At 66.3% G+C, this 19,063-nt stretch carries 19 protein-coding genes and 1 tRNA gene; 11 read left to right on the forward strand and 9 right to left on the reverse strand.

Annotated elements, in window-relative coordinates:
• The first annotated feature begins 164 nt into the window (after positions 1–164).
• Positions 165–371: a hypothetical protein gene (locus MUB46_RS19555; RefSeq protein WP_261617647.1), complete on the forward strand. Its 207-nt coding sequence runs from the start codon at positions 165–167 to the stop codon at positions 369–371.
• Between the two features lie 7 nt (positions 372–378).
• Here MUB46_RS19555 and MUB46_RS19560 read toward each other — a convergent pair whose 3' ends face one another.
• Positions 379–813: a DUF4864 domain-containing protein gene (locus MUB46_RS19560; protein WP_261617648.1), complete on the reverse strand. Its 435-nt coding sequence runs from the start codon at positions 811–813 to the stop codon at positions 379–381.
• Positions 814–970: 157 nt separating this feature from the next.
• On the opposite strand from MUB46_RS19560, the gene MUB46_RS19565 reads away from it, so the two are divergent.
• A tRNA-Lys gene (locus MUB46_RS19565) sits at positions 971–1,046 on the forward strand.
• A 114-nt stretch (positions 1,047–1,160) separates the two neighbouring features.
• Here MUB46_RS19565 and MUB46_RS19570 read toward each other — a convergent pair.
• From MUB46_RS19570 to MUB46_RS19585, 4 genes are all read right to left on the reverse strand, one after another.
• Entirely contained in the window at positions 1,161–1,766 is a 606-nt protein-coding gene (locus tag MUB46_RS19570; protein WP_261617649.1) for a 2-hydroxychromene-2-carboxylate isomerase, read from the reverse strand.
• A gap of 181 nt (positions 1,767–1,947) precedes the next feature.
• On the reverse strand, positions 1,948–2,586 hold the full coding sequence (locus tag MUB46_RS19575) for a glutathione S-transferase family protein (protein ID WP_261617650.1): 639 nt from the start codon (positions 2,584–2,586) through the stop codon (positions 1,948–1,950).
• A 94-nt stretch (positions 2,587–2,680) separates the two neighbouring features.
• Positions 2,681–3,904, reverse strand: coding sequence for a sodium/glutamate symporter (gltS, locus tag MUB46_RS19580; protein ID WP_261617651.1), 1,224 nt, complete (start codon positions 3,902–3,904; stop codon positions 2,681–2,683).
• Between the two features lie 100 nt (positions 3,905–4,004).
• The gene (locus tag MUB46_RS19585) at positions 4,005–4,490 is read right to left on the reverse strand and encodes a histidine phosphatase family protein (protein ID WP_261617652.1); all 486 of its coding nucleotides are present in this window, start codon (positions 4,488–4,490) and stop codon (positions 4,005–4,007) included.
• 249 nt (positions 4,491–4,739) lie between these two features.
• Here MUB46_RS19585 and MUB46_RS19590 point away from each other — a divergent pair, with 249 nt between their 5' ends.
• Entirely contained in the window at positions 4,740–5,297 is a 558-nt protein-coding gene (locus MUB46_RS19590; RefSeq protein ID WP_261617653.1) for a DUF2585 family protein, read from the forward strand.
• Between the two features lie 36 nt (positions 5,298–5,333).
• Here the strand turns inward: MUB46_RS19590 and MUB46_RS19595 are convergent, their stop codons facing one another.
• Entirely contained in the window at positions 5,334–7,196 is a 1,863-nt protein-coding gene (locus tag MUB46_RS19595) for a thiamine pyrophosphate-binding protein (protein WP_261617654.1), read from the reverse strand.
• Positions 7,197–7,320: 124 nt separating this feature from the next.
• Complete coding sequence (locus tag MUB46_RS19600; RefSeq protein ID WP_261617655.1) at positions 7,321–7,647, reverse strand: hypothetical protein; 327 nt, start codon at positions 7,645–7,647, stop codon at positions 7,321–7,323.
• A gap of 218 nt (positions 7,648–7,865) precedes the next feature.
• On the opposite strand from MUB46_RS19600, the gene rpe reads away from it, so the two are divergent.
• The 6 genes from rpe to MUB46_RS19630 all read left to right on the forward strand — a co-directional run bounded on the left by rpe (position 7,866) and on the right by MUB46_RS19630 (position 13,506).
• Positions 7,866–8,534 carry a ribulose-phosphate 3-epimerase gene (gene rpe / locus MUB46_RS19605; protein ID WP_261617656.1) on the forward strand — a complete coding sequence of 223 codons (669 nt, stop codon included), beginning with the start codon at positions 7,866–7,868 and terminating at the stop codon, positions 8,532–8,534.
• A gap of 90 nt (positions 8,535–8,624) precedes the next feature.
• Complete coding sequence (locus tag MUB46_RS19610) at positions 8,625–9,839, forward strand: amino acid ABC transporter substrate-binding protein (RefSeq protein ID WP_261617657.1); 1,215 nt, start codon at positions 8,625–8,627, stop codon at positions 9,837–9,839.
• Between the two features lie 100 nt (positions 9,840–9,939).
• On the forward strand, positions 9,940–10,842 hold the full coding sequence (locus MUB46_RS19615; RefSeq protein WP_261617658.1) for a branched-chain amino acid ABC transporter permease: 903 nt from the start codon (positions 9,940–9,942) through the stop codon (positions 10,840–10,842).
• Complete coding sequence (locus tag MUB46_RS19620) at positions 10,839–11,900, forward strand: branched-chain amino acid ABC transporter permease (protein ID WP_261617659.1); 1,062 nt, start codon at positions 10,839–10,841, stop codon at positions 11,898–11,900. The genes MUB46_RS19615 and MUB46_RS19620 overlap by 4 nt, the downstream gene beginning before the upstream one ends.
• Positions 11,897–12,640 (forward strand): ABC transporter ATP-binding protein, encoded by a 744-nt coding sequence (locus MUB46_RS19625; protein ID WP_261617660.1) that lies wholly within the window; start codon positions 11,897–11,899, stop codon positions 12,638–12,640. The genes MUB46_RS19620 and MUB46_RS19625 overlap by 4 nt, the downstream gene beginning before the upstream one ends.
• A complete protein-coding gene (locus tag MUB46_RS19630) occupies positions 12,640–13,506 on the forward strand; it encodes an ABC transporter ATP-binding protein (RefSeq protein ID WP_261617661.1) in 867 nt (288 codons plus the stop codon). The genes MUB46_RS19625 and MUB46_RS19630 overlap by 1 nt, the downstream gene beginning before the upstream one ends.
• Positions 13,507–13,529: 23 nt before the next feature.
• Here the strand turns inward: MUB46_RS19630 and MUB46_RS19635 are convergent, their stop codons facing one another.
• Together MUB46_RS19635 and MUB46_RS19640 are read right to left on the reverse strand one after the other, a co-directional pair.
• A complete protein-coding gene (locus tag MUB46_RS19635; RefSeq protein ID WP_261617662.1) occupies positions 13,530–14,441 on the reverse strand; it encodes a DMT family transporter in 912 nt (303 codons plus the stop codon).
• Positions 14,442–14,546: 105 nt separating this feature from the next.
• Positions 14,547–15,425: an SPOR domain-containing protein gene (locus MUB46_RS19640; protein WP_261617663.1), complete on the reverse strand. Its 879-nt coding sequence runs from the start codon at positions 15,423–15,425 to the stop codon at positions 14,547–14,549.
• Positions 15,426–15,611: 186 nt separating this feature from the next.
• On the opposite strand from MUB46_RS19640, the gene glmU reads away from it, so the two are divergent.
• Together glmU and glmS are read left to right on the forward strand one after the other, a co-directional pair.
• Entirely contained in the window at positions 15,612–16,997 is a 1,386-nt protein-coding gene (glmU, locus tag MUB46_RS19645; protein ID WP_261617664.1) for a bifunctional UDP-N-acetylglucosamine diphosphorylase/glucosamine-1-phosphate N-acetyltransferase GlmU, read from the forward strand.
• Between the two features lie 134 nt (positions 16,998–17,131).
• Positions 17,132–18,958 (forward strand): glutamine--fructose-6-phosphate transaminase (isomerizing), encoded by a 1,827-nt coding sequence (gene glmS / locus MUB46_RS19650; protein WP_261617665.1) that lies wholly within the window; start codon positions 17,132–17,134, stop codon positions 18,956–18,958.
• Positions 18,959–19,063: the final 105 nt, after the last annotated feature.

The raw sequence follows: 19,063 nt of genomic DNA on the forward strand, positions 1-19,063 counted from the left end.
CGGATCGCGTGTCGTGACCACGGTTCTTGACCTCGCCCGGGCCGCAACCTAGGGTGCGGCCGCTCCCGCCGGGACTAGACCACGGACAGACGCAAGAAATCGCCGTCGCCGTCCGCGCTGTCCGGGCGCGGACCGACAGGGCCACCCACGATCAGGATGCCACCATGACGCCCGTAACCGCCACCGTTCGCGCCGCCGCAATCCTTGCCGCCATGCTGTTCGTGAGCGGGTGCAACGGCGGCGCCGGCGATCCTGACGTCGAGCCGCTGGCCGCGCCGACGGCGGAACAGTCGCTCGAATCCCTGGACGACCTGCCGGGCGGCATCGGTCCCAGCGACGAAACCCCGGACGCCCCGCCCGCGCCTCTGTAGACGCGGTTCAGGCGCCGACGCCCGGCTTGAGTTGGCAGCCGGTGATCTTCCAGGTTCCATCCGGCTGTCTGCGCAACGTGTAGGCGGCGATCCATGCCGCGCCGTCCGGCCCGACGACGTCGACGAACTGCAGAGCGTCGTCCGGGCCCACCATCTGGTTGTCCATGAACGCGAAGGATCGCGGCCGGAACACCGGCTCGTATCCCTGCTCGACCATGCGCATGAATACGCCGGGCGAGGGGAAGATGCGCTGGATGCCGGGCGAGGCGAAGGAATACGCGCGGCTGCCGTCGCCCGCCCGGAATGCGGCGATCTGCGCGGCGATCACGTCCTGGATGGCCGACACGTCCTCTCCCGATTCCTGGGCGGGGGCGGAGACGGGGCCGGCGAGCCAAGCGACGAACAGGCCCGCGAAGAGCACGCGACTGACGAATCGGGTCATCGATATCTCCCGCTCTTTGCCCGGATACGCGGGGCGGACGATTTCGGATCCTTCGAAAAGTGTAGCCGTAACGGGCTGATTCTGGGATGCGCTGTCGAAAAGCCGTTTGAACGCTTGACCTTGGAATAGCCCCCACATAGGTTTCCGGCGACCTTGAGAGCCCGTAGCTCAGCTGGTAGAGCAACTGACTTTTAATCAGTAGGTCCAGGGTTCGAATCCCTGCGGGCTCACCAATGTTTTCAAGATCTTAGAGACGATTGATCCAGGCCGGTTTGAACGGCCTGGCAGAAAGTCCCTTGTCGCGGACGCATCGGCCAGCGCTGCCGTGCTTCTCAGCAAAAAGACGCTTAACCACCAACGACCCGGCCGCGCCGGGACCAGGAAACGGCATCGTCGAGCCGGTCGTCGCCCCAGAACACCTCACCCTCGACAACGAAGGTCGGGGAGCCGAACACGCCGAGATCTCGGGCCAGGTCCGTATCGGCGGCAAGGCCGTTGACGATCTCGGGGGATTGCGCGCGGTCGAGCACGCGCTCCGGGTCCTGGCCGATGCGCCGCAGGCTCTCAGACACGTTGGGGTCGCTGCCGGCCGGCAGGCCATCGACGAACCAGAGCCGGTAGGTCTCCACCGTATAGTCCTGCACCCATCCTTCGTTTCGACCGACGAGCGCGATCTGGTTGGCGAGTGCCAGCTCCTTGAGCGGGTAGGGCGCGGGCAGGGACGCGGCCATCCCGTACATCTCCGCCCGGCGCGCGATGTCACGCCACATGTAGGCGGACTTCACCGGCTTGTCCTTGAACGGGATGTTGTTCTGTTCGATCATGATGTCGCGAACGTTGAATGGACGCCAATTGAAGGCGATGTCGTTCGCTTTTGCGTATTCGGGCAGACGCATCACGGTCAGATACGTGTAGGTGCTGCCGATCGAATACCAGAAATCGATTGGTTTCATGTCGCCTGCTCTCCTTCACCTTGCCGCCCATGCGCGTCCGCGCGACACGGGGTCAAGCTTCGGCGCTCCCCACATCACTTATACGTCCTGGAAACGCTCCGATCCTGCCAGGAGTTTCGCCGGGTCAGTATAGGGTGGATCCGACGCGGGGCCGGCGCTTCGCGCCAGACCGGCAGGCGCGTCAATCGGCGGCCGCGAAATACGCCAACTGATCGCTGTGGGCTTTCTTGAACGCGGGGCGCACCACGGCGCGGTCGACATAGGCCCGGCAGGCGGGAAACTCGGCCAGACCGCCGAAACGGTCGACAAGGCGCAAGACGTCGGACATGAGAATATCGGCAACCGAAAACGCGCCGGTCAGCCAGTCGCGGTCCGCCAGGACCCGGTCCATGTGACCGAGGCGCGCCGTCAGGAAACCGTCCAGCGCCTGCCGGCCTGCGGTCTGCTCGTCGTCGCCGGTGAACTGGAAGATCGAGTATGGCAACACGGCCATCTCGACGGAGTTCAGCGCGGCGAACAGCCACTGGATGACGTCGCTGCGCCCCTTCGGGTCCGCCGGCATCAGCGCGTCGCTTTGCTCGGCGATGTGCAGCAGGATCGCGCCGCTCTCGAAGATCGAGATATCCCCGTCCACCAGCCATGGCACCTGTCCGAAGGGCTGGTGCGCGAAGTGGTCGGCATCGCGGTCCTTGAACGGAACGCCTTCGACGCGGTAGGGCAAACCCGCCTCTTCAAGCGCCCATCTCACCCGAAGGTCGCGGACAAAGCCGCGCGGCGGTTCGGGAACCCAATCGAACGTCTTCAGGATCATCTCGGTCATGTGACCGTGCTAGCATTCCAGGTGGTTGATGGCGAGTGGCGGTATTGGGGATCCCGCCGACCTGCGCGGTCTGTCGCGCCAAGGTTTGCGCCGATCAGAACGTCACGAACCAGCCGATAACGAAGGCGTTGGCGAGGTCGACGAAGAAGGCGGAGACCAGCGGCAGCACGATGAAGGCCAGCGGGGCAGGGCCGTAGCGCTTCGTCACCGACGACATGTTGGCGATGGCCGTCGGCGTCGCTCCCAGCGTGAACCCGGCGAACCCGGCGCTCAGAACCGCCGCCGTGTAGTCCGACCCCAGGACCTGGAAGAACACGAACAGGATGATCGCCGCGGTCGCGATGGCCTGCAGCGCCAGGACGGCGATCAGCGGCCCGCCGAGGCCGGCCAGCGTCCACAGCTGCATGCTCATCAGCGACATCGCCAGGAACAGCGACAGGCAGTAGTCCGAGACCACCGCCAGCGCCGGCGTCCGTGCCGGCCATGGCAGGCGCGGAAACAGATGCGGCACGGTGTTCGACAGCAGCATGCCGGCCAGCAGGCACGGCACGAAGAGCGGCAGCTTCAGCCCCCACTCGGTGATCGCCTGATGTGCGAAATAGCCGATGATGACGGCGACGTTGACCGCGAGCAGCACGCGCATCAGCATCACGTGGTCGATGGTTTTCTTTTCTGCGCCGTCGCTTTCGTAGCCGACGCCGACGATTTCTCCGTCCGTCGCGATCGACTGAAGGTTATTGCGGTCGATCAGCGTCTTGGCGATCGGCCCGCCCATCAGCGCGCCGACGATCAGGCCGAGAGTCGCCGCCGCGATGCCGATCTCGCTGGCGGCCGGAAACCCGGTCTGCGCCTGGATTGTCGGGCCCCAGGCGATCGCCGTCCCGTGGCCGCCGATGAGCGAGGCCGAGCCGATGAGCGTGCCGACAGGGGCGGGAAAGCCGAACAGGGTCGCGCCGAGGAGACCGATCACGTTCTGCAGGACGATGAACGCGAGCGTCATGACCAGCAGCAGCGCCAGCATGCGCCCGCCGGCGATCAGATCCGACAGGCGCGCGTTGAGCCCGATCGTCGTGAAGAAGAACACCAGCAGCTCGTCGCGGGTCGAAAGATCGAAGACGGTCTCGATCCCGAACCAGGAATACACCACCCAGGTCGCCAGCGCCACGGCGATGCCGCCGGACACCGGCTCGGGGATGTTGTAGTTGCGCAGAAACGCGACATGCCGCGTCAGGAAGGCGCCGAGGAAGAAGACGACGAAACCGATCGTGATGGCCAGGAAATCCGGGATGTCGAGGATCCGGCTTTCGGGGCCAGTCATCGTGTTGGTGTCCTCGAATCCTGAGGGGGCGCAATCGCTTCGATCAGTGTGGGGGCGCCAGAGACGGCGATCAAGCCGGGAAAGCCCGTGAGCGACGTCGTCAGGGCATGCGAAGATGGACGAAGGACGCAGCCGGGCCATCGGCAGCAACGACGACGTACATGTTGGCGTAGTCATCGGCGGCAATGGGGGCGATCTCCGGCGCGCCCAGACGCTGCAGGATGGCCGGGATGGTTTCGGTATGCGCGACGACGAGAACCCTGTCTGCGGCGTGGTCAAAGTCCAGAAGGTCCACGAGCCCCGTCACGTCAGCCATTGGAACTTCGGCGCGGTCGGCATCGAGCGACATGGCGATGATCTCGCCGGTTTCGCGGGACCGCGTCGCATCCGTGTTTATGACGATGTCGATGTCGGCGTTGCTGAGAAACGCGGCCCAGTCGTGGGCCCGCTTCCGTCCGGCATCGCTCAGGTGCGGGTCGGCGCCGGTGAACTCTTTTTCGGCATGCCTCATGACAAAAACCATCTCCTGCGCCTCGGCGGGAGAAAACGGCGCCAATGCCGCGAAGAGCGCCGCAGCGAGGATCAAAGCTCTCATGTCGGGGCCACTCCATCGTCTCTGGCAGGTGTCCTAGGCAGAGGTCTTGGGCAGACCTGGGCGAACCGGGATTCCATCCGACGTGACGTCGCGATGCAAGCGCGGCGACTCAACCCGAATCGGCCAGCATCGCCAAGACGGCCCCGGTTTTCGTATGGTTGGGTTTCGTATCGTTCCGCGTGGAGCCCCTTTGGCTAAGGCCTGCATGCGCTTCGGATACCGGTGGGGGAGGCCCGACCCATGACGACCCGCATCTGGTTCGCGCTGGCGGCCGGCTTCGTCGCCCTGCAGGGGATTGCGCTGCTGGCGCTGGGCCTTCCGCTGATCTGTACGTGCGGCCATCTGGATCTGTGGCACGGAAATCCGTCCGGCCCGGAGACGTCGCAGCACCTGACCGACTGGTACACCGTCACTCACCTCACGCATGGGATCGGGTTCTACCTTCTGCTGTGGCTCGCGGCGCCACGTATGTCGGTCGCGGCGCGGTTCGCGATCGCCGTCGGCCTGGAAGCGGGCTGGGAGGTCGTCGAGAACATGCCGTTCATCATGGAGCGCTATCGGCAGACCGCGCTCGCCCGCGGCTATTTCGGCGACAGCGTCGTGAATTCCGTGTTCGACACCGTGACGGCGGCGGTCGGCTTCGCGCTCGCGCGCATCCTGCCGGTCTGGACATCGATCGTCCTGGTGGTCGCCATCGAGTTGATCCTGGGCCTGGCCATACGCGACAACCTGACCCTCAATATCGTCCAGCTCATCTTCCAGAGCGATGCCATCTCGCGCTGGCAGGTCGGTGGCTGACCGAGGCCGATATCCGGCCAGCCTTCGCGACCGGGGTCAGCGCACCTTGCGCTGCCCGAAGGTCGGCTGCACCTCGGGTATCGGCGGCATCTGCCACGTCCCGGTCACCGGAATGCCGGTGTCGCGGTTGACCATGACGTCGAGCACCGTCGGCACGCCGGATCGGATCGCCTCGGCATAGGCGTCGGCGAACTGGTCGGGATGATCGATGCGGATGCCGCGCGCGCCCATCGCCTCGGCCATGCGGGCGAAGTCCGGGTTCCAGAACTCTCCGGTCTTCTGGTTGACGAAGCTGGTGCCGATCTCGCGGCCGTCGAGATAGGCCCGCTGCAGGTCGCGGATCGTGCCGATCGCGTAGTTGTTCTGCACCACCCAGACCGCCGGCAGGTCGTATTCGACGGCGGTCGCGACGGCGTGAGAGCACATCGAGAATCCGCCGTCGCCGCACAGCGTCACGCAGGGCGATCCGGGCCGGGCGAGCCGGGCGCCGAGCACGCCGTAGACGCCGAAGCCCATCGCCGCGAAGCCGCCGGCGGTCATGTGCGAGCCCGGCACCTTCGGCATCCAGTATTGCTCGGACCAGACCTGGCAGTTGCCGACGTCGTCGACCATGATCGTGTCGTGCGGCGACACCCGGTTCATGTCGGCCAGCATGCGGCGCGGCTCGATCGGCACCTCGCCGCTGCGCGCGTAGGGATCGCAGAAATTGCGCCAGTCCGCCTGCCAGGCCCGGATATCGCTGCGCCACGCGTCGCCGTCGGCAAGCTTCAGTCCCTTGCCGCGGGCGATCCGAAGCGCCTGCTCGAGGAACTGCCGGGCGTCGGCTGTGATGCCGACCTCGACGGGATAGTTGCGGCCGATCTCGTTGGCGTCGATGTCCACCTGGATGAGCTTCGTCGGCGGAATGCTGTAGACGTAGCCGGGTATCCACGACCCCGTGTGCAGGTCGTTGAAGCGCGCGCCGATCGCCAGGATCACGTCGGCGTTGCGGCAGGCTTCGGTCGCCGGGTACTCGCCCCAGACGCCGGCGACGCCGAGATGCAGCGGATGATCCGCCGGCATCGCGCCTTTTCCCATGAACGAGGTGTAGACGGGGATCTCCAGCTGCTCGGCGAGCGCCCTCAGTTCGTCGAAGGCGCGGGAAACGCGGATGCCGCCGCCGGCCAGGATCAGCGGTTTCTTGCTCTTGCACAGAATCTCGAGCGCCCGCTCGATCGTGTAGTCGGAGACGCCGTTGGCCCGATGCCCGGCGGGCGGCCCGCCGGCGGGCTCCGGCGTCGAGACCGGCGCCGTCTCGATATACAGGTCGTAGGGCATGTCGAAATGGACCGGCCCCGGCCGGCCCGTGCGCATCATCTGGAAGGCTTCCGGCAGGGCGGTCGTCAGCTCCTCCACCCGGCGGATGCGATAGGACTTCTTCACCACGGGCGTGAAGATCGAGGACATGTCGCCGTTGTAGCGGTAGTCGTCCTGCAGCGCGCCGCTGTTCACCTGGGTCGTCGGCACCTGGCCGGTGATCACGAAGAACGCCGAATTGTCGTAGAAGGCGTTCGCGACCGAGATCATCAGGTTCATCGGCCCGGGCCCAGTCGAGGCATAGACCGCGAGCGGCTGGCCGGTCAGCCGGAAGTAGACGTCGGCCATGAAACCGGCGCCCTGCTCGATGCGCGGCGAGATGTGCTTGATCCGGTCGGTGTGCTTGTAGATGCCGTCGAGAAGGCCGATCGCTCCGTGCCCGGCATAGCCGAGGATATAGGGAACCCGTTCCTTGACGAGATATTCGGCGATGATGTCGGTGCCGCGCATCTCGTTGCTGCCCGGCATGCCCCGGTAGCTCGGCGTCGGCGAAACGAAGGTCGAAGAGTAGCCTGGCCCCTGGTAGCGGCTGCGTCCGTGCATTCCTCCCTCCCGGTTCTTGGTGACCGCGATGCGTTGTGCAACGAGGCTACGCCCGAAGCCGGGAGGAGTCATCAGACAGTCGCGGGGGCCAGTCGCGCCTGAAAGCAGGGGCCGGCCGGCGCGGCTAGCCGTCGGTGGCGCCGGAGGGGGCGTCGCCGGAGGGGGCGTCGCCGGAGGGGCCGTCGCCGGACGGTTCGCCGCGCACAGATTGGTCGATGTAGAGCAGGCGCGCGTGCGCGTTGGTGTTCAGCCGGTTCGCCGAGCACCAGCGCGAGAACGCCTTCGGGTCGATCGTCAGGCGCACCGTCGGACGGCCGCTGTCGCGCACCTTCTGTTCCAGGAATTCGGCGCGGTTGCGCCATGTCTCGTAGGATCGCGGCAACTGCGCCCGATCCGCCATGATCGCCAGAATGCGCTCGTAGTCGCGCCTCCGGTACCACGGTATTCCCACTGTGCTCTCCCCGCCCGCCATGAATCCTGCCCCTTCGTTAGCCCGCCATGATGCCGGCCGGTGACGAGTTTCGCCACGCTATTTCGCGGGGTGTGGATATCTTGCGGCAATCGGCGCCCGCCGGATGCGGGGTAGGGATGCCGGCCGGTATTTCGGCGCCGTGTCTTGATTTCGCCGCCGCCGCATGGCTCTAGGAGCGGATCACAAGAGGAGTAGCCATGGCCGAGCCATTGATTGCACCGTCGATCCTGTCGGCGGATTTCGCCCGTTTGGGCGCCGAGGTTGAAGACGTCGTCGCCGCCGGCGCCGACTGGATCCATGTCGACGTCATGGACGGACACTTCGTCCCGAACATCACCATCGGACCGCTGATCGTGCAGGCGTTGCGCCCCGTCACCGACAAGGTGCTCGATACGCACCTGATGATCGCGCCGGCCGATCCCTATCTCCAGGCCTTCGCCGAGGCCGGCTCCGATATCATCACCATCCACGCCGAGGCCGGCCCGCACCTGGACCGGTCGATGCGGGCTATCCGCGCGCTGGGCAAGAAAGCCGGCGTGTCGCTGACGCCGTCGACGCCGGAATCGGCCATCGAATACGTGCTCGACACGGTCGACCTGATCCTCGTCATGACGGTCAATCCGGGCTTCGGCGGACAGTCTTTCCTGCCCTCGCAGCTCCCCAAGATCCGGAAGATCCGCAAAATGATCGGAGACCGCGACATCCGCTTGCAGGTCGATGGCGGCGTCTCTCCGCAGACCGCCCGCGATGTCGTCGCGGCCGGGGCGGACGTCCTCGTCGCCGGTTCCGCCGTCTTCAAGGGGGACGGCGTTGACGCGTACAGGAAAAACATTGTTGCCATCAAGGAGGCCGCATCCCGACCTTGAACCTCTGGGAAAACAGCGGCATTGTTTAGGTGGACCAATAAAAACGGCACACAAGTGCCGTGCCTACGTCACCTAAGGGGAGGAAATACAATGCGAATATTTCCCACTTTGACAATCGCCGCCGCCGGACTGGTCGCGTTCGGCGGTGCCGCGTTCGCCCAGGACACCATAACGCTCGGGTCCGCGGTGTCGCTGACCGGCAACTACTCGACCAACGGCGAGCATACGCAGCGCGGCTACGATCTCGCGGTCGAGAAGATCAACGAGGCCGGCGGGATCAAGGTCGGCGACAAGACCTACAAGCTCGAGGTGAAGTACTACGACGACGAGTCGACCCCGGCGCGCGGCGCCGAACTCGCCGAACGTCTGGTCAAGCAGGACGGGATCAAGCTGATCCTCGGCCCCTACGGCTCCGGTCTCACCAAGGCCGTGGCGCCGGTGACGGAAGAACTGCAGGTGCCGATGGTCGAGGCCAACGGCGCGTCCCGGTCGCTGTTCACCAACGGCTGGAAATACATCTTCGCCACCCTGTCGACGTCCGAGCAGTACCTGGCGAGCGCGATCGCCCTGGCGGCCGAGAACGCGGAAGCGCTCGGCAAGAAGCCCGAGGAGATCAAGGTCGCGGTCGTGGTCGAGAACGATCCGTTCAGCGCCGACGTGCGCGCGGGCGTGCTCGACGACATGAAGAAGTACGGCATGCAGCTCGTCATCGACGATCAGTTCCCGCGCGAGCTGAACGACATGTCGGCGACGCTGACCAAGGTGAAGGCGCTGAAGCCCGACGTCCTGATCGTCTCCGGCCACTCCAAGGGTGCCGCGACCGGCATCCGCCAGGTCAGCGAGCAGAAGGTATATGTGCCGATCCTGGCGATGACCCACTGCGATTCCGCCGACATCATCGGCAATTTCGGGGTGGCGTCGGAATACACGCTGTGCGCCACGCAATGGGCGCCGACCCTGTCCTACAAGGACGACCTGTTCGGCTCGGCGGCGGACTACGCCAAGACCTTCGAGGCGAAGTACGGATACGCCCCGCCGTATCAGGCGGCCGAGTCCTCGGCGGCGGTGCAGGTCTTCGCCGATGCGCTCGAACGGGCCGGCTCGACCGATCCGAAGGCCGTGCGCGACGCGCTCGCGGCAACCGACATCGAGACCTTCTACGGCAAGATCAAGTTCGACGAGACCGGCAAGAACATCGCCAAGCCGATGGCGCTGTATCAGGTGCTGGACGGCGAATACAAGATCGTCGCCCCGAGCGCCGTCGCCGAGACCAAGGCGGTGATCCCGCGGCCGGCGATGAACTGACCGGACACCCAAGGCACGGCTCCGGGGCGGGGGGAAACGACGCCCCGGAGCCGTGCAATTCGCCTACGACAATAAACAGTCTTCCAGGACGGGGCGGGTCGTGTTCGACAACCTGATGATACTGTTCCAGGCTCCGGTGATCACCGTGGACCTGGTCCTCAACGGACTTCTGCTCGGGGCGATCTTCGCGCTCGCGGCATACGGGATGGCGCTCGTCTGGGGGGTGATGAGCATCATCAACATCGCCCAGGGCGAGTTCGTCATGCTCGGCGGCTATGTCGCCGTGATGATGTACTGGGGCGGCATCCATCCCTTGCTGGCCGTGCCGGTCGCCGCGGTCGTGATGTTCATCGTCGGATGGGCGCTCTATCGCGCGGTGATATTCCGCGTCGTCGACCGCGACCTGTTCGTCTCGATCCTGGCCACCTTCGGCCTGTCGATCCTCCTGCAGCAGCTGATGAATACGGCCTTCAGCGGCAACGTGCAGATCGCGGAAGCCGGGCTCGGCACCGTGTTCCTGTTCGACGGGCTCGTCACCTTGTCGGAAATCAAGGTCGTCGCCTTCGTGCTCGCCATCGTGGTCGGCGGCTGCATGGTGGTCTTCCTGAAGCGCTCGCGCATGGGCCAGGCGATCCGCGCCACGGCCCAGAACGCCCGGGCCGCCCGCGTGATGGGCATCAACACCGACCGGGTCTATGCCGTCACCTACGGGCTCAACGCGGCGATCTGCGGGTCGTGCGGCGCGCTGGTGGCGATGGCCTACAACATCCATCCCTATATCGGGCTGCCCTATACCATCCGTTCCTTCATGATCGTCGTCGTCGCGGGGCTGGGCAACTTCGCGGGCGTCATCCTCGCCGGGCTCGGGCTCGGCGCGGCGGAGAACATCGCCGGCTTCGTCCTCGGTGCCCAGTATCAGCTCGCCTTCGTCTTCGCGCTTCTCGTCGTCGTGCTGGTATGGCGCAACTGGCGGCTGGCGGCCAAGCGGCAGTACCTCAAATGAATGTCGGCGCCAGCAGACTGCTGGGCTACGCGGCGCTGCTGGCGATCGGCGCCGCCGCCCCGTACCTGTTCCCGAACTATCAGTCGCAGATGGCCGAGCTCTGGCTGTTCATCGTCTTCGCCCTGACCTGGGATCTGGTCGGCGGGCAGATGGGCTACAACTCGTTCGGCAACGTCGTCTTCATCGGCGTCGGCATGTATGTCTGCGCGATCACCCAGGTCGGCCTGTTCTACTCGGTTGCCGAGTACAACGCGGCCAAGGGCGGCGGCCAGACGGTCTTCACCTTCGACGTCGCCCAGTATCTCGAAGGCCTGGCGCTGGGGCTGCCGCTGGCCGCCGTCTCCGCCGGCATCGTCGCCGCGATCCTCGGCTCCGCGGTGCTCGGCATGCGCGGCCACTATTTCGCGATCTGCACGCTGGGCCTCGGGGTCGCGGCCGGGCAGATCGCCAACGGCTGGGAGTGGATCGGGGCCGGCTCCGGCATGGTCGTGCCCCACGCGCCGTCCGGCATCGGCGACACGGCCCGCTTCTACTACTATTTCGCCTTCGTGCTCGCCGTGATCACCTTCATCGTGGTCGCCTGGCTCTACACGACCCGTTTCGGCCTCGCCATCAACGCCATCCGCGACGACGAGGACAAGGCCGAGGCGATGGGCCTGCCGACCACCCGCATCAAGGTCTCCGCCTGGGTCATCTCCGCGCTGTTCCTCGGCGTCGCCGGCGGCATCCTCGGCAACCTGAAGCGCTTCATCGACCCGATCGAGGTCGCCTTCGCCGGCGCCACCTTCGGCGTCTGGATGGTGCTGATGGCCATCCTCGGCGGCAAGGGCACGCTGTGGGGGCCGGTGATCGGCGCGGTCGTCTTCCAGGTCCTGAAGGAGGTCTTCTGGACCTACCTGCTCGGCTGGCAGCGCGTGGCGCTGGGCCTGATGATCGTGCTCATCGTCGTGTTTTTCCCGCAGGGCATCCTCGGCTTCCTGCGCGATCGTTTCCCCGAGCGCTTCGGCCACAAGGTCGATCCGGCGCTGGCGCGCGGGGCAGGGGGGGCGGCCGAATGACCACGCTCCTCGAAGTCCGGGACGTGTCGAAGGCCTTCGGCGGCGTCCAGGCCAATGTCGACATTTCGTTGCGGGTTCCGGAAGGCAAGATCATCGGCTTGATCGGGCCAAACGGCTCCGGCAAGACGACGCTGTTCTCCTCGATCGTCGGCTATCATCCGATCGACTCCGGCTCGATCCGCTTCGAGGGCAACGAGATATCGAAGCTGCGCGTGCGCCAGATCGCCCGGCGCGGCCTGCTGCGCACCTTCCAGCAGACCCGCATCTACGGCGGCATGACCTGCATGCAGAACATGCTCATCTCCACCTCCATGCGCGGCCAGACGTTGGTGCATCTGTTCGCCAGCCAGCGGTCGGGCGAGCACGGCCGCGCCGAGGAACTGCTCGAATTCGTTGGCCTTTACCAGAAGCGCTACCTGCTCGCCGGCGATCTCTCCTTCGGCCAGCAGAAGCTGCTCGAGTTCGCCATGGCGCTGATGAACGAGCCGAAGCTGCTGATGCTGGATGAGCCGACCGCCGGCATCAATCCGACCCTCATCAACGGCCTGATCGACCGGCTGGTCCACGCCAACGCGAACTTCGGCATCACCCTGTTCGTGATCGAGCACAACATGCGGGTCATCATGAACCTGGCGGAGCACATCTATTGCCTCGCGCACGGCCGGCTGCTCGCCGAGGGCAAGCCGGACGAGATCCAGAACGACCAGCGCGTTGTCGAAGCCTATCTGGGGGCGCACTGATGGCCGGCGAGGACAAGGGCGGAAAACGGACCCGCGGCTACGGCATCGGCGACATCTCCACCGTCATGTCGGTCGAGGCGGTGCAGCTGGAGGCCGAGAAGATCGCCGCCGAGGCGCCGGACCCGGCGGTGCTCGACGCGCTTGCCGGCGAGCCGTTCCTGTCGATCGACTCCCTGCGCGCCGGCTACGGCCGCATGGAGATCCTGCACGACTTCTCGCTGCGGGTGGCCAAGGGCCAGTCGCTGTGCCTGATCGGCCCCAACGGCGCGGGCAAGTCGTCCGTGCTGCATTCGATCTTCGGCTTCACCAACATCATGGGCGGGACCATCTCGGTCGGCGGGCGCGACATCACCGGCCTCGACCCCAACGAGAAGCTGCGCGACGCCGGCATCGCCTACATCCTGCAGGACAACTCGGTCTTCCCGCAGATGACGGTGGAGGAGAACCTCTGGATGGGCGGGTTCCTGAAGCCCCATCCCAGGGAGGCCCGGGAGGCGGCCGAGAGGGTCTTCGACAAGTACACCCGGCTTGCCGAGCGGCGCCGGCAGCCCGCCCGGGTTCTCTCCGGAGGCGAGCGGCGGCTCTTGGAAATCTCCCGCGCGCTGGTGATGAACCCTGATGTCCTGCTGGTCGACGAACCCTCGATCGGTCTCGAGCCGCGCTTCATCGACATGGTCTTCGAGATCCTCGACGACCTCCAGCGCAGCGAGGGCAAGACCATCGTCATGGTCGAGCAGAACGCCAAGAAGGGCCTGGAATTCGCCGATATCGGCTACGTCCTCGTCTCCGGCCAGCTCGCCAAGGCGGCCAGGGGCGACGACCTGCTGACCGATCCCGACGTCGGCCGCCTGTTCCTGGGCGGATAGGCCTGGCCGGAAGGGCTGCCCCGTCAGGCCGCCTTCGCGACGCGGCGGCCGAACTGCGCCGTCGCCAGGATCACGCCCGCCGTCACCAGCACGAAGCCGACGGCATGATAGGTGTGGAACTCCTCGCCGAGGAAGGTCACCGCCATCAGCACGCCGTAGACCGGCAGCAGGTACAGGAACGCCGAGGTGATCGACGGCCCGACGACCTTGACGCCGTACTGGTAGGACAGGAACGGCAGCACCGAGGAGAAGATGGCCAGCCCGATCAGGCTGATCCAGGCCGCCGCTTCGAGCGGGACCGGCGCCACCGCCACCGTCTCCCAGGCCATGAACGGGATCAGCAGCACGGCGCCCGACAAGGCGATGACGTCGAACAGCACCGTCGTCGGAAAGCCCTGCAGCGACGGCCGCCGCAGCAGCACCGAATAGATCGCCCAAGCGAAGGCGGCGAAGGCGATGCCCAGATCGCCGGGATTGAGGCTGAGGCCAAGCAGCCGCTGAAGCTCGCCGTGCATGACGATGACGACGACGCCGACGAACGCCAGCACGATGCCGGCGATCTGGCGCAGGCTCACGCGCTGGCCGCGGAACAAGACCTCCAGCACCAGAACGAAGACCGGCGACGTGGTGTAGATCAGCGTGGCGTTGGTCGCCGTGGTGTGGCGCAGCGCCAGATAGACGAAGCCGCCGCACACCACCATGCCGAGGAAGCCGAGCAGGGCAATCAGGCGCCACTGGGCCAGGAGCGCGTCGGCGTTACGGCGTATCCCCGCCCAGGCGAACGGCAGCAGGATCACGCTCGCCAGGCCCCAGCGCCAGAAGGCCTGCGTCCACGGCTCGACGAATTCGAGCGCCGCCCGGCCGAGCACGAGGTTCGAGGAGAAGAACAGGGGCATGAAGGCGAGGATCACGTAGGCGCGGGTCTGCTCGCTCATGGCGCGTCTCGGTCCGGCCCTCTGATATCCCCGATCACAGGAACTCAGGACCTACAGGGCTTCCCGGCGCTCGACAAGGGCGCGGAGGACGTGGCCACCATGACGTCACCGCATGACGAGCTTCTGGCCCTCGCTGCGAACCGCCCGGCAGTCGACGCCGCGTTCGTTGAGCAGGCTGCAGACCTGGATCGCGTCGCCGGCGTCGGCGAACGGTCCCGCCAGCAGGCGCAGGCGGATCGTTTCGTCGGCCTCGGCGATCGCGACCGCCGGCTCGAGCCGGCCGACCAGGATGTCGTGCGCATTCGCGATCGCCGTCCACATCTGGCGGACCTCGTCCATCGAATCCGCGGTGCCGAGCTGAACGGCGAAACGGGTCTGGCCCACCGCCGAGGGAATGACGCGCGCGGTCGGGCTGGCGAGCGCGGCGAGATCCGTCTCCGCCTGAGCCGTATCCGCCTGAGCGGTCTCCGCCTGAACCGACGCATCGTCCGGGGTGGCGGTTGCCACCGGCTTCGGCGCGGGCGTCGGCGGCGTCGCGTAGCGATCCTGTTTGCCCGGACGCGGCACGTAACCGATTTCGATCGTCCGCACGGATCGGGGCGCAGTTTCAGCGGCCCTGTCCGGTTCCGCGGGGGCTGCTTCCGGCGGGGTTCCAGCGGGGCCCGGATCTGCGGGGGCCAGATCTGCGGGGGCCAGTTCTGCGAGGTCCGGCTCGGCGGGATCGGGAATGGAGCCGGTGATCGGGCCGAAACCGTCTTCCAGCGTGGCGATCTTGATCGCCATCGCTTCCTTTTCCAGCGCCAGCAGGCGGGTCTCGGAGCGCAGCCGGGTGAGCTCGGCCGACAGGTCGGCGATCTCTGTCTGGGTGGCGAAGCCCGCGGCTAGCTGCACATCGGGTGCCGGGTCGAAAAGCGCAGCCATGCGCGCCCGGCCCGGCGCATCGATCATCGAAGCGAGCGCCCCGGCGGCCGACAAGATAGCCATCGCGCCCCATATGCGCCGCAAACGGCGCGCACGGGGAGGCCTGCGCCTCTTCGCGGATCCGATTTTGGTGGCCAAGATGTCTACCGTTTCCGAGTTAAAGCCGTTAACCAGAATTAACCGATTCTCTCCCCAACCTTGCAGCGATCCAGTTAATTAACCGGTAACCATGTGCCTGCGGAGCTACCCATGACCGACCGTCCATGCCTCTACATCGTCCTCGCGGCCGGTGAGGGCACGCGGATGCGTTCGGCGATCCCGAAAGTCATGCATCCCGTGGCGGGCGTCCCGATGCTCGGCCACGTTCTCGATTCGATTAGCGACACCACCGCCGGCACGACGGGCGACAGGGCCGTCGCCGTGGTCGTCGGGCCGGGCATGGACGCCGTGTCCCCCTTCCTGTCGAAGCGCGTGCCCGAGGCGTCCGTCCACCTGCAATCGGAACGGCTCGGCACCGCCCACGCGGTTCTGGCGGCCCGCGACGCCATGACCGCCGACCGCGACACGCTGGTCCTGTTCGGCGACACCCCCCTCGTCACGCCGGAAACGCTGGAGCGCATGCGGGCCGCGCTTGTCGCCGGCGCCGATATCGTCGTGCTCGGCTTCGAAGCCGCCGACCCGACCGGCTACGGCCGCCTGATCACCGAGGGCTACACCGTCACGGCCATCCGCGAGGAACGTGAGGCTTCGGATGAGGAAAAAAGCATAACATTTTGTAATGCCGGTGTTATGGCCTTCTCAAGGGGGCTTCTTCCGGACCTTCTCGACGCGATCGGGAACGACAACGCCAAGGGCGAGTACTACCTGACCGACGCGATCGCCATCGCCCGGTCGCGCGGCCTGACGACGGCGGCGGTCACCTGCGCGGAGGCCGAGGTGCAGGGGGTCAATACCCGCGCCCAGCTCGCCGCCGCCGAAGCCGCGATGCAGGCCCGCCTGCGCGCCGCCGCGCTTGACGGCGGTTCCACCATGGTCGCCCCCGAGACCGTTTTCCTCAGCCGCGACACCCGCATAGGCCAGGACGTTCTGATCGAGCCCAACGTGGTCTTCGGGCCGGGATCGTCCGTCGGCGACGGGGCCACCGTTCGCGCCTTCTCGCATATCGAGGGCGCCTCGATCGCCGCCGGCGCGACCGTTGGTCCCTATGCCCGGCTCAGGCCGGGATCGGTGATCGGGGCCGGAGCCCGGGTCGGCAATTTCGTCGAGGTCAAGGCGGCAACCGTGGAGGACGGCGCCAAGGTCAACCATCTCACCTATATCGGCGATGCCCGTGTCGGCGCCGGCGCCAATATCGGGGCCGGCACCATCACCTGCAATTATGACGGGTTTTCCAAGCACCACACGGATATCGGAGCGGGCGCCTTCATCGGCTCGAACACCGCGCTGGTGGCTCCGGTGACGATCGGCGACGGTGCCTACGTCGCCACCGGCAGCGTCATCACCAAGGACGTCGGTCCCGATGCGCTTGCCTTCGGACGCGCCCGGCAGATCGAAAAGGAGGGGGGCGCCAGTCGGATCGCTGCAAGAGCGAAATTGGCCGCGCGGAAACCGGATTCTAACAAATCCGAGGGATAGTTCCCCAAAATAGGTGTCAGAGTCGGTCACAAAGTTTGAATTCTCCAAAATCGCGAAAGCCGATATCCGACGCCATGATATGACCGACGGCCTTCAAAGCGGCGTCGGGCCGATGACCGGGAGTCGATAGTCACATGTGCGGGATTGTAGGCATCATCGGCAACGAGCCGGTTGCCGAGGGCATCGTCGAGGCGTTGCGGCGCCTCGAGTACCGGGGATACGACTCCGCCGGCGTCGCCACGCTGGAGGACAAGCATCTTCAGCGCCGGCGCGCCGAGGGCAAGCTGCGCAATCTGGAAACGCGCCTGCGCGATGCCCCGCTGATGGGGCATATCGGCATCGGCCACACCCGCTGGGCGACCCACGGCGCGCCGAACGAGACCAACGCCCATCCCCACGCCACGGATCGCGTGGCGGTGGTCCATAACGGCATCATCGAGAATTTCCGCGACCTGCGCACCGAGCTGGAAGCCGGCGGCGCGGTGTTCCAGACGGACACCGATACCGAGACGGTGGCCCATCTGATCAGCCGTGAGCTGGCGGCCGGCCAGCCGCCGGCGGAAGCCGTGCGCCGCACGCTCTCGCGTCTGGAGGGCGCCTTTGCGCTCGCCATCATGTTCGACGGTCAGGACGACCTCATGATCGGCGCGCGGCGCGGCAGCCCGCTGGCCATCGGCCATGGCGACGGCGAGATGTTCCTCGGCTCCGACGCCATCGCGCTCGCGCCGTTCACCGACCGTGTCACCTATCTGGAAGATGGCGACTGGGTAGTGCTGACCCGTGCCGGCGCCTCCATCTACGACGGCGACGGCAATCCGGTGGTGCGCCCGATGAACCGCTCGCTGGCGACCGCGCTGCTGGTGGACAAGGGCAACTTCCGCCATTTCATGGCGAAGGAAATCTACGAGCAGCCCGAGGTCATCTCGCACACGCTCGCCAACTACATCGACATGGCGACCGAGACCGTGCGGCTGCCGGAGGATCTGCCCTTCGATTTCTCCCAGCTGAAGCGCATCACCATCTGCGCCTGCGGTACCGCCTACTATGCCGGCCTCGTCGGCAAGTACTGGATGGAGAAATACGCGCGCCTTCCCGTCGACATCGACGTCGCCTCGGAATTCCGCTACCGCGAGGTGCCGCTGGAGGAGGGCGGGCTGGCGATCTTCATCTCCCAGTCCGGCGAGACCGCCGACACGCTGGCCTCGCTGCGCTATTGCGATTCCCAGGGCCAGCACATCCTGTCGATCGTCAACGTGCGCGAGTCCACGATCGCGCGTGAATCCGGAACCGTGTTTCCGACGCTCGCCGGCCCCGAGATCGGCGTCGCCTCCACCAAGGCGTTCACCTGCCAGCTCACGGTGCTCGCCTGCCTGGCGATCGCCGCCGGCCGCCAGCGCGGCATCCTGGCGGAAAGCGACGAGCGCAAGCTCGTCCACGCCCTCGTCGAGGTGCCGCGGCTGGCGACCCAGGCGCTCAAGCTCGAGCCGCAGATCGAGGATATCGCCAGGGACCTGTCGCGGGCCCGCGACGTTCTCTATCTCGGGCGCGGCCTCAACTACCCGCTCGCGCTCGAAGGCGCCCTGAAGCTCAAGGAAATCTCCTACATCCACGCCGAGGGCTACGCCGCCGGCGAGCTCAAGCACGGCCCGATCGCGCTGATCGACGAGAATGTGCCGGTCATCGTCGTCTCGCCGTCCGATTCCCTGTTCGACAAGACGATCTCCAACATGCAGGAGGTGGCCGCGCGCGGCGGGAACATCATCTTGCTGACCGACGAGGACGGCGCCCAAGCTTCCGGCGACCAGCCGCAGGCGACGCTGGTGCTGCCGAAGATGTTCCAGTTCGTTCAGCCGCTGATCTACGCGATCCCGGTTCAGCTGCTCGCCTATCACACGGCGGTTTTCATGGGCACCGACGTCGACCAGCCGCGCAATCTGGCGAAATCGGTAACGGTGGAATAACCGGCGCGATGCCGACAAAAACGGCAGCGCTTCGATCCGGATTCCCCTCCCGCCCCCCGCGAATTGGGCTATATGATGCGTGAGCGCGGACTGAACGCCGGGTCC

This window comes from Microbaculum marinisediminis, from assembly GCF_025397915.1.
Lineage (GTDB): Bacteria > Pseudomonadota > Alphaproteobacteria > Rhizobiales > Tepidamorphaceae > Microbaculum > Microbaculum marinisediminis.

Bases quoted from the DNA above. Each gene is read 5' to 3' on its own strand.
- MUB46_RS19555 (WP_261617647.1), top strand. From the start codon at position 165: ATGACGCCCGTAACCGCCACCGTTCGCGCCGCCGCAATCCTTGCCGCC.
- MUB46_RS19560 (WP_261617648.1), bottom strand. From the start codon at position 813: ATGACCCGATTCGTCAGTCGCGTGCTCTTCGCGGGCCTGTTCGTCGCT.
- MUB46_RS19570 (WP_261617649.1), bottom strand. From the start codon at position 1,766: ATGAAACCAATCGATTTCTGGTATTCGATCGGCAGCACCTACACGTAT.
- MUB46_RS19575 (WP_261617650.1), bottom strand. From the start codon at position 2,586: ATGACCGAGATGATCCTGAAGACGTTCGATTGGGTTCCCGAACCGCCG.
- gltS (WP_261617651.1), bottom strand. From the start codon at position 3,904: ATGACTGGCCCCGAAAGCCGGATCCTCGACATCCCGGATTTCCTGGCC.
- MUB46_RS19590 (WP_261617653.1), top strand. From the start codon at position 4,740: ATGACGACCCGCATCTGGTTCGCGCTGGCGGCCGGCTTCGTCGCCCTG.
- MUB46_RS19595 (WP_261617654.1), bottom strand. From the start codon at position 7,196: ATGCACGGACGCAGCCGCTACCAGGGGCCAGGCTACTCTTCGACCTTC.
- rpe (WP_261617656.1), top strand. From the start codon at position 7,866: ATGGCCGAGCCATTGATTGCACCGTCGATCCTGTCGGCGGATTTCGCC.
- MUB46_RS19610 (WP_261617657.1), top strand. From the start codon at position 8,625: ATGCGAATATTTCCCACTTTGACAATCGCCGCCGCCGGACTGGTCGCG.
- MUB46_RS19620 (WP_261617659.1), top strand. From the start codon at position 10,839: ATGAATGTCGGCGCCAGCAGACTGCTGGGCTACGCGGCGCTGCTGGCG.
- MUB46_RS19625 (WP_261617660.1), top strand. From the start codon at position 11,897: ATGACCACGCTCCTCGAAGTCCGGGACGTGTCGAAGGCCTTCGGCGGC.
- MUB46_RS19630 (WP_261617661.1), top strand. From the start codon at position 12,640: ATGGCCGGCGAGGACAAGGGCGGAAAACGGACCCGCGGCTACGGCATC.
- MUB46_RS19635 (WP_261617662.1), bottom strand. From the start codon at position 14,441: ATGAGCGAGCAGACCCGCGCCTACGTGATCCTCGCCTTCATGCCCCTG.
- MUB46_RS19640 (WP_261617663.1), bottom strand. From the start codon at position 15,425: ATGGCTATCTTGTCGGCCGCCGGGGCGCTCGCTTCGATGATCGATGCG.
- glmU (WP_261617664.1), top strand. From the start codon at position 15,612: ATGACCGACCGTCCATGCCTCTACATCGTCCTCGCGGCCGGTGAGGGC.
- glmS (WP_261617665.1), top strand. From the start codon at position 17,132: ATGTGCGGGATTGTAGGCATCATCGGCAACGAGCCGGTTGCCGAGGGC.